Source organism: Spirillospora sp. NPDC049024, from assembly GCF_040649235.1.
Classification (GTDB): Bacteria; Actinomycetota; Actinomycetes; order Streptosporangiales; family Streptosporangiaceae; genus Spirillospora.
Genome location: NZ_JBEZFD010000009.1, coordinates 203,534 through 218,120 on the forward strand (window position 1 = coordinate 203,534; position 14,587 = coordinate 218,120).

Annotated in this window: 14 protein-coding genes; 8 read left to right on the forward strand and 6 right to left on the reverse strand. The window is 73.2% G+C overall.

The features are described from left to right. The first annotated feature begins 53 nt into the window (after positions 1 to 53). The 3 genes from AB0C21_RS19005 to AB0C21_RS19015 are packed head-to-tail and all read left to right on the forward strand — an operon-like array spanning position 54 to position 2,551. Positions 54 to 1,205: an acyl-CoA dehydrogenase family protein gene (locus AB0C21_RS19005; protein ID WP_500205622.1), complete on the forward strand. Its 1,152-nt coding sequence runs from the start codon at positions 54 to 56 to the stop codon at positions 1,203 to 1,205. A 16-nt stretch (positions 1,206 to 1,221) separates the two neighbouring features. Then, on the forward strand, positions 1,222 to 1,977 hold the full coding sequence (gene fabG, locus AB0C21_RS19010) for a 3-oxoacyl-ACP reductase FabG (protein WP_500205624.1): 756 nt from the start codon (positions 1,222 to 1,224) through the stop codon (positions 1,975 to 1,977). Next, positions 1,961 to 2,551 carry a TetR/AcrR family transcriptional regulator gene (locus tag AB0C21_RS19015; protein WP_149258229.1) on the forward strand — a complete coding sequence of 197 codons (591 nt, stop codon included), beginning with the start codon at positions 1,961 to 1,963 and terminating at the stop codon, positions 2,549 to 2,551. The genes fabG and AB0C21_RS19015 overlap by 17 nt, the downstream gene beginning before the upstream one ends. 19 nt (positions 2,552 to 2,570) lie before the next feature. Here the strand turns inward: AB0C21_RS19015 and AB0C21_RS19020 are convergent, their stop codons facing one another. Then, complete coding sequence (locus AB0C21_RS19020; protein WP_500205627.1) at positions 2,571 to 3,341, reverse strand: helical backbone metal receptor; 771 nt, start codon at positions 3,339 to 3,341, stop codon at positions 2,571 to 2,573. A 13-nt stretch (positions 3,342 to 3,354) separates the two neighbouring features. Then, the gene (gene icmF / locus AB0C21_RS19025) at positions 3,355 to 6,582 is read right to left on the reverse strand and encodes a fused isobutyryl-CoA mutase/GTPase IcmF (RefSeq protein WP_500205629.1); all 3,228 of its coding nucleotides are present in this window, start codon (positions 6,580 to 6,582) and stop codon (positions 3,355 to 3,357) included. A gap of 89 nt (positions 6,583 to 6,671) precedes the next feature. Here icmF and AB0C21_RS19030 point away from each other — a divergent pair, with 89 nt between their 5' ends. Both AB0C21_RS19030 and AB0C21_RS19035 read left to right on the forward strand, forming a co-directional pair. Then, positions 6,672 to 7,157, forward strand: coding sequence for a MarR family transcriptional regulator (locus AB0C21_RS19030; RefSeq protein WP_500205778.1), 486 nt, complete (start codon positions 6,672 to 6,674; stop codon positions 7,155 to 7,157). Positions 7,158 to 7,239: 82 nt separating this feature from the next. Further along, positions 7,240 to 8,511, forward strand: a complete 1,272-nt coding sequence (locus tag AB0C21_RS19035; RefSeq protein ID WP_500205631.1) for a hydroxyacid-oxoacid transhydrogenase — start codon at positions 7,240 to 7,242, stop codon at positions 8,509 to 8,511. 26 nt (positions 8,512 to 8,537) lie between these two features. Here AB0C21_RS19035 and AB0C21_RS19040 read toward each other — a convergent pair whose 3' ends face one another. Further along, entirely contained in the window at positions 8,538 to 9,644 is a 1,107-nt protein-coding gene (locus AB0C21_RS19040) for an alpha/beta hydrolase family protein (RefSeq protein WP_500205633.1), read from the reverse strand. A 137-nt stretch (positions 9,645 to 9,781) separates the two neighbouring features. On the opposite strand from AB0C21_RS19040, the gene AB0C21_RS19045 reads away from it, so the two are divergent. Beyond that, positions 9,782 to 10,582, forward strand: coding sequence for a tryptophan 2,3-dioxygenase (locus AB0C21_RS19045; protein ID WP_500205635.1), 801 nt, complete (start codon positions 9,782 to 9,784; stop codon positions 10,580 to 10,582). Beyond that, on the forward strand, positions 10,572 to 11,882 hold the full coding sequence (locus tag AB0C21_RS19050; protein WP_500205637.1) for an FAD-dependent oxidoreductase: 1,311 nt from the start codon (positions 10,572 to 10,574) through the stop codon (positions 11,880 to 11,882). The genes AB0C21_RS19045 and AB0C21_RS19050 overlap by 11 nt, the downstream gene beginning before the upstream one ends. Here the strand turns inward: AB0C21_RS19050 and AB0C21_RS19055 are convergent. After that, positions 11,811 to 13,256 (reverse strand): MFS transporter, encoded by a 1,446-nt coding sequence (locus AB0C21_RS19055; protein ID WP_500205639.1) that lies wholly within the window; start codon positions 13,254 to 13,256, stop codon positions 11,811 to 11,813. The two genes, AB0C21_RS19050 and AB0C21_RS19055, sit on opposite strands and share 72 nt — an antisense overlap. A gap of 202 nt (positions 13,257 to 13,458) precedes the next feature. On the opposite strand from AB0C21_RS19055, the gene AB0C21_RS19060 reads away from it, so the two are divergent. Next, positions 13,459 to 13,701: a hypothetical protein gene (locus AB0C21_RS19060; protein ID WP_500205641.1), complete on the forward strand. Its 243-nt coding sequence runs from the start codon at positions 13,459 to 13,461 to the stop codon at positions 13,699 to 13,701. On the opposite strand, the gene AB0C21_RS19065 is transcribed toward AB0C21_RS19060, so the two are convergent. Continuing rightward, on the reverse strand, positions 13,698 to 13,970 hold the full coding sequence (locus tag AB0C21_RS19065) for a DUF6457 domain-containing protein (RefSeq protein ID WP_200841747.1): 273 nt from the start codon (positions 13,968 to 13,970) through the stop codon (positions 13,698 to 13,700). The two genes, AB0C21_RS19060 and AB0C21_RS19065, sit on opposite strands and share 4 nt — an antisense overlap. 49 nt (positions 13,971 to 14,019) lie before the next feature. Then, positions 14,020 to 14,586, reverse strand: coding sequence for a molybdenum cofactor guanylyltransferase (gene mobA, locus AB0C21_RS19070; RefSeq protein WP_500205643.1), 567 nt, complete (start codon positions 14,584 to 14,586; stop codon positions 14,020 to 14,022). Between the last annotated feature and the right edge of the window lies 1 nt (position 14,587).

Consider the following 14,587-nt stretch of genomic DNA (forward strand, 5'->3'; position numbering starts at 1 on the left):
CGGTTCGAGTTAACTTAGCGTTCTGTTAGTAACGCAGGCGAGAGGGGCACGGCGTGCGCCGCACCGTATTCAACGAGGACCACGAGGCCTTCCGGGACACGATCCGGGACTTCATCGAGGCCGAGGTGGCCCCGGTCTACGAGGAGTGGGAGGACGCGGGCCACCCGCCGCGCGACTTCTACCGCAAGCTCGGCGAGCTGGGCGTGTTCGGCATCCAGGTGCCGGAGGAGTACGGCGGCGCGGGCGAGACCAGCTTCAAGTACCAGGCCGTGATCTCCGAGGAGTGCGCCCGCGCCGGCGTGAGCTTCGGCGGCTACGGGGTGCACGTCAACCTCGTCCTGCCGTACCTGCTGAAGTACGGCTCGGAGGAGCAGAAGAAGCGCTGGCTGCCGCCGTTCGTGTCCGGCGAGATGATGACGGCCATCGCGATGACCGAGCCCGGCACCGGCTCCGACCTCGCCGGCATGCAGACCACGGCGAAGCGGGACGGCGACCACTACGTCCTGAACGGCGCCAAGACGTTCATCACCGGCGGCGTCCTCGCCGACCGGGTGCTCGTGGTGGCGCGGACGTCCCCGGCCACGCCGGAGAACCGCCGGGCGGGCCTGTCGATCCTCGCGGTGGACACCAAGAGCGAGGGCTACGCGGTCGGCCGCAAGCTGGAGAAGATCGGGCTGCGCAGCTCCGACACCGCCGAACTGTCGTTCACCGACGTCCGGGTCCCCGTGGAGGACCTGCTCGGCGAGGAGGGCCGAGGGTTCGAGTACCTGACGCACAACCTCGCCGAGGAGCGCCTCGGCATCGCGACCAGCTCCTACGCCTCGGCGGCCGCCGCCGTGGAGTTCGCCCGCAGGTACGTGCAGGAGCGCACCGTCTTCGGCAAGACCGTGTCGTCGTTCCAGAACACCAAGTTCGTGCTGGCCGAGTGCGCCACCGAGGTGGAGGCCGCCCGCTCGCTCGTCGACCGCTGCATCGAGGCGCTGGACGCCGGCGAGCTCACCCCCGCCGACGCGGCCGTCTGCAAGCTGTTCTGCACCGAGGTGCAGGCCCGCGTCGTCGACAAGTGCCTCCAGCTGCACGGCGGCTACGGCTACATCCTGGAGTACCCGATCGCGCGCCTGTACGCCGACGCCCGGGTCACCCGGATCTACGGCGGCACCAGCGAGGTGCTCAAGACCATCATCGCCAAGGACATCCAGGTCTGACGGAAGGGCTGGGCACATGACCGAAACCCGGGTGGCCATCGTCACCGGCGCCGCGCGCGGCATCGGCGCCGCCACCGCCGTCCGCCTCGCCAGGGAGGGCTTCGCCGTCGCCGTCTGCGACCTCGACGAGGCCGCCTGCGCCGGCACGGTCGAGACGATCACCAAGGACGGCGGCACCGCGCTCGCCGTCGGCGTGGACGTCGCCGACACCGCGCGGGTGAACGCCGCCGTCGCGCGCGTCGCCGCCGAGCTGGGTCCTCCCGTCGTCCTGGTGAACAACGCCGGCATCACCCGCGACAACCTGCTGTTCAAGATGTCCGACGACGACTGGGACTCGGTCATGTCGGTGCACCTGCGGGGCTCGTTCCTGATGACCCGCGCCGCGCAGGAGCACATGACCAAGGCCGGATGGGGCCGGATCGTGAACCTGTCGTCGGTGTCGGCCCTCGGCAACCGCGGCCAGGTCAACTACTCCGCGGCCAAGGCGGGCCTCCAGGGCTTCACCAAGACGCTGGCGATCGAGCTGGGCAAGTTCGGGGTGACGGCCAACGCCATCGCGCCGGGGTTCATCGCCACCGAGATGACGGCCGCGACCGCCGCCCGCGTCGGCGTGGACTTCGAGGACTTCAAGGCCGCCGCGGCCAAGGAGATCCCGGTCCGGCGCGTCGGCGTCCCCGAGGACATCGCCGGGACCGTCGCGTTTTTGGTCAGCGACGACGCCTCGTTCGTGTCCGGCCAGGTCATCTACGTGGCCGGTGGTCCCCGCGCGTGACGGGGCGGCCCGGGCGCGGGACCGGGAGGGGACGGAGGAGTCGCTGCGCGCCGCGGCGGTCGCGCTGCTGCGGCGCGGCGGCGTCCTCGCCGGCCTGAACCTGCGCCAGGTCGCCGACGAGGCCGGGGTCAACCGCGGGCTGGTCTACCAGTACTTCGGGTCGCGCCGGGCGCTGCTGCGCTCGGCGCTGTTCCACCGGTCGCGCCCGAACGCCGAGGACGCGGTGGACGCGGCCGGGCTGCCGCTGCGCGAGCGGCTGGCCCGGCTGTTCTGGACGAGCCTGCGCCATCCCGAGCCGGTCCGGCTGGCGACGCTGCTGGTGCTGGACGGCGACGACCGGCCCCGCGTCCTGCTCAACCGGGGCGCGGGCCGGGAGGACCTCGCCGCGGAGGCGGCGCGGGGCGACCTGCCGGTCGAGGACGTGGCGGCCGTGCAGGCGGCCATCGCGTCCACGATCTACGGGTACACGCTGCTGCGCGAGCATCTGGCGCGGGAGATCGACGTGCCGGCCGAGGAACTCGACGAGCGCATGGCCCGCTGCCTGGAGGCGATGTTCGTGCGCCGTCCCGGCTAGCGTCCGTGCGCCGTCCCGGCTAGCGCGGGCGGGCCGCGGCGAGCCGTTCGGCCAGCGCGGCCGGGGCCTCGACGAGGGACGGGCCGTACCAGGTGAGGAGCCGGCCGCTGACGAGCGCGACGTCGAGCCCGGGGAAGCACTCCGGGCCGTCGTCCTCGGTGAAGCGGTACGGCTCGTCCGGCAGGACGACGAGGTCGGCGCCGGCCGCGGTCAGCTCGTCCAGGGGGATCTTCGGGTAGCGGTCGGAGTGCCCGGCGTAGACGTTGGACACGCCCAGGCGGGCCAGGACGTCGCCGGTGAAGGTGTCGCGCCCGACGACCATCCACGGCCGCCGCCAGATCGGGATCACCGCCGCCCGGGGCTCACCCGGCGCGACGCCCGCCCAGACGCGGGACGCCTCCTCCAGCCAGCCGGGCACCGGCACCCGGCACGCCTCGGTGAGCATGCGGCGCAGCGAGGCCAGCGCCTCCTCGACCGTGCGGATCCGCGTCATCCACACCGGGACGCCGGCCGCGCGCAGCGCCTCGACGTCGGCGGGGCGGTTCTCCTCGGTGTTGCCGACCACGACGTCCGGCCGCAGCGCGACGATCCGCTCGAGGTCGGGGTTCTTGGTGCCCCGCACGCGCGGCACGTCCAGGCCCTCCGGGTGGGTGCACCAGTCGGTGGCGCCGGCGAGGAGTTCGGGCGCGGTCGCCGCGACCGTCTCGGTCAGGGACGGGACGATCGACACGACGCGGCGCACCCGGCCGGGGACGGCGGCCGGGGCGCCGGTGTCGTCGCGGACGGCCATCGGCGCGCGGGCCTCAGACGTTGCGGCGGTACTGGCCGCCGACCTCGAAGAACGCGTCGGTGATCTGCTGGAGGCTGCACACGCGCGCCGCGTCCATCAGCACCGCGAACACGTTCCCGCCGGACCGGGCCGCGTCCTTGAGCGCGGCGAGGGCGGCCCGCGCCTCCTCGCCGTGCGCGTCCTGGTAGCCGCGGACCCGGTCGAGCTGGGACCGCTTCTCCTCCTCGGTGGCGCGGGCGAGCTCGATCGTCTGCGGCGTCCCGTCGTCGGCGCCCGGCGCGCGGAACGTGTTGACGCCGATGATCGGCAGCGAGCCGTCGTGCTTGCGCTGCTCGTACAGCATCGACTCGTCCTGGATGCGGCCGCGCTGGTAGCCGGTCTCCATCGCGCCGAGGACGCCGCCGCGCTCGCTGATGCGGTCGAACTCCGCGAGCACGGCCTCCTCGACCAGGTCGGTGAGCTCGTCGATGACGAACGACCCCTGCAGCGGGTTCTCGTTCATCGCCAGGCCCCACTCCCGGTTGATGATGAGCTGGATCGCCAGGGCCCGCCGCACCGACTCGGCCGTCGGCGTGGTGACCGCCTCATCGTAGGCGTTGGTGTGCAGGCTGTTGCAGTTGTCGTAGATGGCGATGAGCGCCTGCAGCGTCGTGCGGATGTCGTTGAAGTGCATCTCCTGCGCGTGCAGGGAGCGCCCGGACGTCTGCACGTGGTACTTGAGCTTCTGGCTGCGCTCGTTGGCCCCGTACCGGTCGCGCATGGCCACGGCCCAGATACGGCGGGCCACGCGTCCCAGCACGTTGTACTCGGGGTCCATGCCGTTGGAGAAGAAGAACGACAGGTTGGGCGCGAAGTCGTCGATGTCCATGCCGCGCGCCAGGTAGGACTCCACGTAGGTGAAGCCGTTGGCGAGGGTGAACGCGAGCTGGCTGATGGGGTTCGCGCCGGCCTCGGCGATGTGGTAGCCGGAGATGGACACCGAGTAGAAGTTGCGGACCTTGTTGGCGATGAACCACTCCTGGATGTCGCCCATCATCCGCAGCGAGAACTCGGTGGAGAAGATGCAGGTGTTCTGCCCCTGGTCCTCCTTGAGGATGTCGGCCTGCACGGTGCCGCGCACGGTGGACAGCACGCGCGCGCGGATCTGCGCGGCCTCCTCCTCGGACGGCTCGCGGCCGTTCTTCTCGTAGAAGGCGTCCAGCCCCTGGTCGACGGCGGTGTTGAGGAAGAACGCCAGGATCGTGGGCGCGGGGCCGTTGATCGTCATCGACACCGAGGTGGTCGGCGACGACAGGTCGAACCCGTCGTAGAGCGCCTTCATGTCGTCGAGCGTGGCGATCGAGACCCCGGACGTGCCGACCTTGCCGTACACGTCGGGACGCTCGTCGGGGTCGCGCCCGTACAGGGTGACCGAGTCGAACGCGGTGGACAGGCGCGTCGCGGGCTGGCCCTCCGACAGCAGCTTGAAGCGGCGGTTGGTGCGGAAGGGGTCGCCCTCCCCCGCGAACATGCGGGCGGGGTCCTCGTTGTCGCGCTTGAACGGGAACACCCCGGCGGTGAACGGGAACCGGCCGGGCAGGTTCTCGCTGCGGAGGAACCGCAGCAGCTCGCCGTGGTCGGTGTAGCGCGGCAGGGCGACGCGGGGGATCCGGGTGCCCGACAGCGACTCGCGCGTGAGCCGGGTGTGCAGCTCCCGGTCGCGGATCCTCACGACCTGCTCGTCGCCGGAGTAGGACTCCACGACGGCGGGCCAGCTCTCGACCAGTTCGGCGTTCTCCGGCTCCACCTCGCGGCGCGCCTTCTCCAGCAGGGCCTCGACCTCGGCGGCGTCGGTCAGCTCGGCGCGCACCTCGTCCAGCCGCTGGACGCGCCGCACCGCCTCCATCTGCTTCACCGTGTCGGCGTGGTAGGCCCGCACGGTCTCGGCGATGTCGGACAGGTAGCGCACCCGGTTCGGCGGGATGATCGTCGCGGCGCCGGTCGACACCTTGGTGGCGACCTCGGGCAGGGCGCCCGGCTCCAGGCGCAGGCCGTGCTCGCCCAGCAGCCCGCCGAGGTGCCGGTAGAGCGCCGTGACGCCGTCGTCATTGAACGTGGCGGCGCTGGTGCCGAACACCGGCATGTCGTCGGGCCGCTGCCCGAACGCCTCCCGGTTGCGCACGAGCTGGCGGCTCACGTCGCGCAGCGCGTCCGCCGCGCCGCGCCGCTCGAACTTGTTGATCGCGACCACGTCGGCGAAGTCGAGCATGTCGATCTTCTCGAGCTGGGACGCGGCGCCGAACTCCGGCGTCATCACGTAGAGCGACACGTCCACCAGCGGGACGATCGCGGCGTCGCCCTGCCCGATGCCGGGCGTCTCCAGGACCACCAGGTCGTACCCGGCGGCCTTGCAGGCGGTGACGATGTCCTCGATGTTGTCCGGCAGCTCCCGTGCGCCCCGGGTCGCCAGCGAGCGGAAGAACACGCGGTCGCCGTCCAGGGAGTTCATCCTGATCCGGTCGCCGAGCAGCGCGCCGCCGCCGCGCCGCCGGGTCGGGTCCACGGCCAGCACCGCGACGCGCAGCCGGTCGCCCTGGTCGACGCGCAGCCGCCGCACCAGCTCGTCGGTGAGCGACGACTTGCCGGACCCGCCCGTCCCGGTGATCCCGAGCACGGGGACCCGCCGCCCGGCCGCCGCCTCGCCGAGCCGCGCGCGGGCGTCACCGGGCAGGCTCCCGGCCTGCAGGCACGTGATGGCCCGGGCGAGGGCGCGCCGCTCCCCCGCCAGCACGGCGTCGGCCGGCACCGGCTCCGCGGCCAGGTCGACGTCGCACTCGCGCACCAGCTCGTTGATCATGCCGGGGAGGCCGAGCCGCTGCCCGTCCTCCGGGGAGAAGATCCGCACGCCGGCGCCGGACAGCCGGGCGATCTCCTCGTGCACGATGACGCCGCCGCCCCCGCCGAACACCTTCACGTGCTCGGCGCCGGCCTCCTTCAGGCTGCGCGAGAGGTACTCGAAGTACTCGACGTGGCCGCCCTGGTAGGAGCTGACCGCCACGCCCTGCGCGTCCTCCTCCAGGACGGCGTCGACGACCTCCCGCACGGAGCGGTCGTGCCCGAGGTGCACCACCTCGGCGCCCTGGGACTGCAGGATGCGCCGCATGATGTTGATGGCCGCGTCATGGCCGTCGAACAGCGCCGCCGCCGTCACGAAGCGCACCGGGTGCACCGGCGCGTGCAGCTCCCCCGTCACCGTCTCCACCTCAACCCTTGGACATCCAATATTTGGAAGTTAAAATAGTTTCCGTGCGCGACGCAGTCAAGACCGAATACGGTGGCCCGGTGCCCGACATGCCCGACCCCATCGCCGAGGCCCACCGCCAGTGGAGCGGCCGCTGGCCCGAGCACGCCGACCACATGGCGGCCGTGACGTCGGTGATGCGGGCCCAGCAGATCCTGCTCAGCCGGATCGAGGCCGTCCTCAAGCCGTTCGGGCTGACGTTCGCCGCCTACGAGGCCCTGCGCCTGCTCGCCTTCGCCCGCACCGGGACCCTTCCCATGGGCAAGATGGGCACGCGCCTCATGGTGCACCCGGCGTCGGTCACCAACGTGATCGGCCGCCTGGAGCAGCGGGGCCTCGTCGGCCGCCGCCCCTCCCCCGACGACCGCCGCGTCGTCCTCGCCACCATCACCCCGGCGGGCCGCGACCTCGCAGAGGAGGCCACGCACGCCCTCAACGAGGCGGGCTTCGGCATCGCCGGCCTCCCGGCCGCCGAGGCCGCCGAGATCACCACCGCGCTCCGCCGGGTCCGCCTGGCGACCGGCGACCTCGACTGATCCCGCTCGCCCGATCCCGCTCGATCAGGTCCCGGGGGGCTCGCCGCTCTGGAACGGCCGGGGTCTGTGACACCTTGGGGGCATGACGAGCGAGACGGTCTTCACGTACGGGGCGCCGCAGCTGAAGTTCGGGAGCGGGGCGGCGGACGAGATCGGGTTCGATCTCGCGCAGTTCGGGGCGCGGAGGGTGCTGGTCGTCACCGACGCCGGGATCGCCGCGACGGGCGCGCCGCAGCGGATCGCGGAGGCGATGGCGGCCTACGGGATCGAGGCCGCGGTGTTCGACGGCGTCCGCGTCGAGCCGACGGACGCGAGCATGCGGCAGGCGGTCGAGCACGCCCGGGAGACCGGGCCCTACGACGCGTACGTGGCGGTCGGCGGCGGGTCGAGCATCGACACCGCGAAGGCCGTCGACCTCCTCACCACCAACGAGGGCGATCTCGCCGAGTACCTGAACCCGCCGGTGGGGGCCGGAAGGGCGCTGGAGCGGCCGCTGCTGCCGCTGGTGGCCGTCCCCACCACGACGGGCACGGGCGCCGAGAGCACCACGGTGTGCGTCCTGGACGTCCTGGACCTGCGGGTCAAGACCGGCATCAGCCATCCGCGGCTGCGGCCCGCGCTGGCCGTGGTGGACCCGGACCTGACGATGACGCAGCCGTCCGGGGTGACCGCGTCCGCGGGGATGGACATCCTCTGCCACGCCCTGGAGAGCTACACCGCGCGCCCCTACGACGCGTACGAGCGCAAGAGGCCCGAGCAGCGGGTCCCGTACTGCGGGGCCAACCCGGTGTCGGACATGTGGGCGGAGAAGTCGCTGAGCCTGCTGTCGCGGTCGTTCCGCAGGGCGGTCCAGGACGGGGAGGACCGGGAGGCGCGCACCGACATGGCGCTCGCCGCGACGTTCGCGGGGCTCGGGTTCGGCAACGCCGGAGTGCACATCCCGCATGCCAACGCCTACCCGATCGCCGGGCAGGTCAGGGACTTCAGGCCGGACGGCTACCCGGACGGAGAGGCGATGGTCCCGCACGGCATGTCGGTGGCGCTCACCGCGCCCGAGGCGTTCCGGTTCACCTTCGAGGCGTGCCCCGAGCGGCACGTCCGGGCCGCGGAGCTGCTCGACCCGCGGATGGACCGGCCCGACGACGCGTCCGAGCGCCTGCCGCTGGCGGTGCTGCGGCTGATGCGCGACGTCGGCATCCCGGCGGGGATCGGCGGCGTCGGGTACGCGGAGGGCGACGTCCCCGCGCTGGTGGAGGGCGCGATGAAGCAGCAGCGGCTGCTCGCGACCTCGCCGCGCCCGGTGGACGAGGAGGCCGTCGCCGGGATCTTCACGCGGTCGCTGAGCCTGTGGTGAGACCGCCCGTGTGAAGGTGAGGCCCCTCAGCGGGCCCGGACCCAGGCATCGATCAGGTCGGCGGCCTCGGGCCGGGAGTCCGGCAGGTAGTGCGTGTCCTTGATGCGGTGGAAGGTCTTGTCGGACGCGGCGAGCGCGTCGAGGACCGCGCGGGCGTCGCTGTCGTAGACGCCCTCGTCCGCGGTCGCGTGCACCACCAGGGACGGGGCGGTGATGCGCGCCAGGTGCGGGGCGGCGACGCACTGCGAGGTGCGCAGGCTCCACATCGACAGCCACGAGCGGAGCGTGCACAGCGAGCCGAGGCCGAACACGCCGTAGTTGGCCTTGGCGGGCTCGCCGAGGTAGCAGCGGTTCGGCGGGCGGTCGGACGGCTCGATCGCGGGGTCGATCATCCGCAGGTCGGCCCAGGTGCGGTGCACGGTGAACAGGGCGTCCCGGGCGCGGGTGCCCCGCAGGGCGTCCAGGCGGGCGAGGACCCGGTCGGTGATCCGCTCGTTGCGGGCGCGCTGGGCGGCGCGGTACCGGGCCTGGAACTCCGCGCCGTACGGGGGGCCGTTGCCGGGGTCGAAGGGGTCGAGGGACGGGTCGACCGACAGCGGGTCGGCCTCGTCGGTGACCGACGGGTCCATCCAGGCGGTGAGGACCTCCGGGCGGCCGGAGTGGGCGGCGAGCGCGACGAACAGGTCCCCGGCGGGCAGGTCCTCGATCGCCGGGACGGGGCGCATCCCCGCGACGGGCGTGACGTTGGGCTCGACGGCCTGGGACTGGTAGGCGGCCATCAGCGAGCCGCCGCCGGAGTTGCCGAGCAGGACGATCCGCTCGGCGCCCGCGTGCTCTCGGAGCCAGCGGACGCCGGCGCCGATCTCGGCGAGCGCGTGGTCGAGCAGGAAGTACGCCTCGTTGCCGCGGAAGCGGGTGTTCCAGCCGAGGAAGCCGTGGCCGCGGGCCGCGAGGTGCTCGGCGAGGTAGTGCTCGGAGAAGTCGACGTTGTAGTGGGTCGCGATGAACGCGGTCTTCGGCGCGGCCCCGGCGGGCCGGTGGTAGACGCCCTGGCACGGGTGGCCGCCCGCGCCCGCCCGGCCCCCCGCCACCGGCGACGGCAGCCCCACGAACTCCCTGGCGGTCCCGCCCATCCGGCGCCTCCCGGCTCGATACCGAATCAGGTTCTGATCGTAGGGGGTTATGGAGGCCGCACGACCACCCCCTGCCTGGTCGTGCTGGTCCATCCCATATGCTGCGGATCACATCCGTTGTGTCGCAAGGAGGCGTGATGGCGGATTCGCCGACGATGACGTACGGCGGCTATCTGAGGCTCGACGACCTGCTGTCCTGCCAGGAGCCGAAGACCCGGGCGCACGACGAGCTGCTCTTCGTGATCATCCACCAGGTCTACGAACTGTGGTTCAAGCAGATCCTGCACGAGGCCGCGCTGCTCCAGGCACGCCTGGAGGAGGGCAACAGCGCCGGGTCGCTGCACACCGCCCGCCGCATCGCCAAGATCCTCAAGACCGTCGTCGGGCAGCTGGACGTGCTGGAGACGATGACGCCCCGGCAGTTCGCCGCGTTCCGCGACGCGCTCGGCAACTCCAGCGGCTTCCAGAGCGAGCAGTTCCGCGAGATCGAGGCCGTCCTCGGGCGGCGCACCTTCCCCACCTCGGACCTGCGCGGCGACGAGCGGCTCCAGGCCGCCGTGTCCCGCCCGTCGGTGTTCGACTCGCTGCTGCGCTACCTCGCCGGCCGCGGCCACCCCGTCCCGAGGGAGGCCCTGGAGCGCGACTTCTCCCGGCAGTGGGAGCCGGACGCCGGCGTGCAGAAGGTCCTGCTCACCGTCTACGCGGACGAGTCGAGCCCGGCCGCCGAGGTCTGCGAGGCGCTCGTCGACGTGGACGAGGGCATCCAGGAGTGGCGGTACCGGCACCTGAAGATGGTCGAGCGGACGATCGGCGCGAAGATCGGCACGGGCGGGTCGGCCGGCGCCGACTACCTGCGCCGCACCCTGTTCGCCCCGGCGTTCCCCGACCTGTGGGAGGTCCGCTCCCAGACCGAGGAGGTCCCCGTCCATGGCGGCTGACGGCGGCGAGCGGGTCGCGATCGTCGGCGCGGGCCTGGCGGGCTGCCTGCTCGCGGTGCTGCTCGGCCGCCGCGGCATCCCGGTGACGGTGTACGAGCGGCGCCCCGACCCGCGCGTCGCGGGCGCCGAGCGGGGACGCTCGATCAACCTGGCGATCTCGGCCCGCGGCCTGGCGGCGCTGGAGCAGGTGGGGCTGCGCGACCAGTCCCTCAAGCAGGCGCTGCCCATGCACGGCCGCATGGTGCACCCCCTCTCGGGCGCGCAGAACTTCCAGCCCTACAGCGCCGACGGCAGGCGCGCCATCAACTCCATCAGCCGCGCCGAGCTGAACCGGTCGCTGCTGGACACCGCCGAGGGCACGCCGGGCGTCACGCTGCGGTTCTCCCAGCGCGTCACCGGAGTGGACGCCGAGGCCGGCGCCGTCCTGCTGGAGGACGCCGCCCCGGAGCCCGCCGACGTCGTCCTGGCCGGGGACGGCGCGTACAGCGCCGTCCGCCGGTCGCTGCGCCTGGACGAGGACGCCGACTTCCTGGAGCACGGCTACAAGGAGCTGACCGTCCCGCCCAAGGACGGCGAGTTCGCGCTCGACCCCGACGCGCTGCACATCTGGCCGCGCGGCACCTCGATGATGATCGCGCTGCCCAACCTGGACCGCTCGTTCACCTGCACGCTGTTCTGGCCGAAGGAGGACTTCGCCGCCCTCGACACCCCGGCGAAGGTCACCGCGTACTTCGAGCGGCACTACCCCGACGTGGCGGGGCTGATGCCGGACCTGGCCGACGACTACGAGCGCAACCCGGTCGGGTCGCTGGTGACCGTCCGGTGCTGGCCGTGGACGCGGTACGGCAGGGGCGCCCTCGTGGCGCTGCTGGGCGACGCCGCGCACGCGATCGTGCCGTTCTTCGGGCAGGGCGCGAACTGCGCGTTCGAGGACTGCATCGAGATCGACCGGTGCCTCACCGAGACCGGCGGCGACTGGGCCCGCGCGCTGTCGCTCTACCAGGAGCGGCGCAAGGCCAACACCGACGCGATCGCCGAGATGGCGCTGGACAACTTCATCGAGATGCGCGACCGGGTGTCGTCCCCGGTGTACCGGATGAAGCAGGCCGCGACGCACGCGCTGGAGCGGCGCCTGGCCGGGCGCTACGTCTCCCGCTACGAGCTGGTGTCGTTCTCGACGGTCCCGTACGCGCGGATCCCGGCGCGGATCAGGCGCCAGAACCAGGTGCTAGCCGCGGCCGCCGCGGGCTCCGCGGCCGTCCTCGGCCTGGGCCTGCGCGCCCTCGTCCGGAGGCGCTGACCCCCGGCGGCCGGCGGCCAGGTCGGCCACGGCCGCCGCCAGCGCCGCCAGCACGAACCCCAGGACGACGATCAGCCCGTGCCGGAACGCGGCCGCCCAGTCCCCGCGCGTCCCGGCGATCGTGGCGAAGAACACCGACCCGACGGCGGCGACGCCCATCGCGGTGCCGACCCGCTGGCCGGTCTGCAGGACGCCCGCCGCGCTGCCGCCCTCGGTGTAGTGCACCTGCGACAGCGTGATCGTCTGGTTCGGCGAGATCACCAGGCCGCTGCCGAGCCCGGCCAGCAGCAGCGGCGCCGCGGTCGCCCAGGCCACCCCGGCGCCGGGCCTCAGCTCGACGGCGAGCCACGCCGCGCCGAGCCCGGCCAGCACCAGGCACAGGCCCGCGGCGACGAGGTGGCGGCCGTAGCGCGCCACGGCCCGGCCGCCGAGCGCGGACCCGACGGCCGAGCCGACCGCGAACGGCGTGATCGCCAGGCCCGCCTCCAGCGCGCTGAGCCCCAGCCCGGCCTGGAGGTAGAGGGTGAAGATGAAGAACACCGCGGTGAACCCGGCGAAGTACAGCAGGGCGATCGCCGTGCCCAGCGAGTAGGAGCGGAGCCGGAACAGCGCGAGGTCGACCATCGGCGCCCGGGCCCGGCGCTCCCAGGCGGCGAAGACCGCCAGCAGCACGGCGCCCGCCGGGATCAGCAGCCACTTGAGGCCGCCGTGCCACTGCTGCTCCTGGACGAGCGGCAGCAGCACGCAGAGGACGCCCGCGCCCAGCAGGAGCACCCCGAGCGGGTCCAGCCCCTGCCGCTCCCCGTAGACCGGGGCGGGCAGCAGCCGCCACGCCAGGAACAGCGCCGCGACGCCGACCGGGATGTTCACGTAGAACACCCACCGCCAGCCCTCCGCCGACCCGGCGATCGCGATCAGCCCCCCGCCGAGCAGCGGGCCGACGGCGGTGGCGATCCCGATGACGGCGCCGAGCGCCCCGAAGGCCCGTCCCCGCTCCGCGCCCCGGAACAGCTGCTGGATGAGCCCGGCGACCTGCGGGTTGAGGATGCCGCCCGCGACGCCCTGCACGAGCCGGGCGAAGACGAGGAACAGGATCGTCGGGGCGATGCCCGCCCCGGCGCTAGCCGCCGTGAACAGCGCGAGCCCGGACATGAACACCGCCCGCCGGCTGCGGGCGTCGCCGAGCCGCCCGGCCGGGACGAGGACGAGCCCGAACGTCAGCGCGTACCCCGAAAGGATCCACTGCAGCTGCGCGTCGGACGCGTGCAGCCCCGCCCGGATCGACGGCAGCGCCACGTTGACGATGCTGACGTCCAGCAGCGTCATGAACGCCGAGACCAAGCAGACCGAGAGAGCCTTCCAGCGCGTGTCCATTGCCTTTGCTCCTCCTGCGGGCCCGGGGGGCCCTCCATCGTCGGCAAAGGCGGGCGATCGCTGGCATCGCTCCGGCTCGCCTTGCGGCTCGCTGCGCGATCAGATTCTCGCTTCGCTCGAATCTGCCTTCGGACGCGATCGCAATCGTGAGGGTTGTTGCGTGGTTGCGGTGATGGCTTATGGAGGTGTCTAAGCTCGCCTCATGACCGACGCCGATCTGGGGAACGGACCCGAAGAGTTGCAGTGCTCCGCCAAGGGGTGCCGTGCGGACGCCGTGTGGGCGCTGCGGTGGAACAACCCGAAGATCCACACGCCGGACCGGCGGAAGGTCTGGCTGGCCTGCGACGAGCACCGCGAGAGCCTCTCGGCCTTCCTGTCCCGCCGCGACTTCCTGAAGGACGTGGTGCCGGTCGCCGAGCGCGACGAGCCCGCCGGGCGGGATTAGGCCTCGTCGAGGACCGGCTCGCCGGCCTGCTCGGGCACCTCGGCCCGCCAGCCCTCGGCCATCTCGGTGAGCCGCGCGGCACCGTCCCGCGCGGGCACGCCGCGGCCGACCGCGAGGCCGAGCAGGTAGGCCGTCAGCGGCGCGCCGGGCCGCGCGACGTTGTGGGCGACGTCGCGGGCGAGGTCGAGCACCAGTCCCTGGTCGACGTCGCCGGGCTCCAGGCCCAGTTCGAGGCAGGCCGCGTTGATCCAGTCCTCGAGGACAGACATGGGTTCCCCCTTCGAGCATGGTGCCGGTGGTGTGCCCACTCTCGCACGATCAAAGCAGGCGCTCGGCGGCGGCCAGCTGTTCGGGGGTGTCGCAGTCGTACCACGCGGGACGCGTCCCCGCCGGTAGCGTGACCGGCACGGGATCCAGGGGGCCGAGGAGGCCGCGCAGGGACGCGCCGTCGTAGCCGGCCAGCGCCGTCCGCAGGGCGTCCGCCCGCCAGCAGCCGGCGAGCCACTGCTCGCGGCCGTCCTCGTCCACCAGGACGGCCCCGTCCCCCTCCGCCATCGCCGCCAGGAGCGCGGCGACGTGGGCGGGGCGCAGGAACGGCAGGTCGGCGGCCAGCAGCGCCAGGCGCGGCGCGCGGACCTCGGCGAGCCCGGCGCGCAGCGCGGGCACCGGCCCGGCGCCCGGCGGGTCCTCGCGGACGACGACGGCGCCCGCGAGGACGTCGCGGCGCGGCCCCACCACGATCAGCCGGGACGCTCCGGACGCGGCGGCCGCCGACCACTCGATCAGCCGGCGTCCCCCCACGGGGGCGGCGGGCTTGTCGGCGCCGAACCTCCGCGCGCGCCCGCCCGCGAGCAGCACGGCGTCGAAGGCCGCGCCGGCGTCCACC

Coding starts and splice junctions, on each gene's coding strand:
- AB0C21_RS19035 (WP_500205631.1), top strand. CDS start 7,240: ATGACGAGCGAGACGGTCTTCACGTACGGGGCGCCGCAGCTGAAGTTC.
- AB0C21_RS19020 (WP_500205627.1), bottom strand. CDS start 3,341: ATGGCCGTCCGCGACGACACCGGCGCCCCGGCCGCCGTCCCCGGCCGG.
- AB0C21_RS19045 (WP_500205635.1), top strand. CDS start 9,782: ATGGCGGATTCGCCGACGATGACGTACGGCGGCTATCTGAGGCTCGAC.
- AB0C21_RS19055 (WP_500205639.1), bottom strand. CDS start 13,256: ATGGACACGCGCTGGAAGGCTCTCTCGGTCTGCTTGGTCTCGGCGTTC.
- AB0C21_RS19050 (WP_500205637.1), top strand. CDS start 10,572: ATGGCGGCTGACGGCGGCGAGCGGGTCGCGATCGTCGGCGCGGGCCTG.
- AB0C21_RS19040 (WP_500205633.1), bottom strand. CDS start 9,644: ATGGGCGGGACCGCCAGGGAGTTCGTGGGGCTGCCGTCGCCGGTGGCG.
- fabG (WP_500205624.1), top strand. CDS start 1,222: ATGACCGAAACCCGGGTGGCCATCGTCACCGGCGCCGCGCGCGGCATC.
- AB0C21_RS19030 (WP_500205778.1), top strand. CDS start 6,672: ATGCCCGACCCCATCGCCGAGGCCCACCGCCAGTGGAGCGGCCGCTGG.
- AB0C21_RS19065 (WP_200841747.1), bottom strand. CDS start 13,970: ATGTCTGTCCTCGAGGACTGGATCAACGCGGCCTGCCTCGAACTGGGC.
- AB0C21_RS19060 (WP_500205641.1), top strand. CDS start 13,459: ATGACCGACGCCGATCTGGGGAACGGACCCGAAGAGTTGCAGTGCTCC.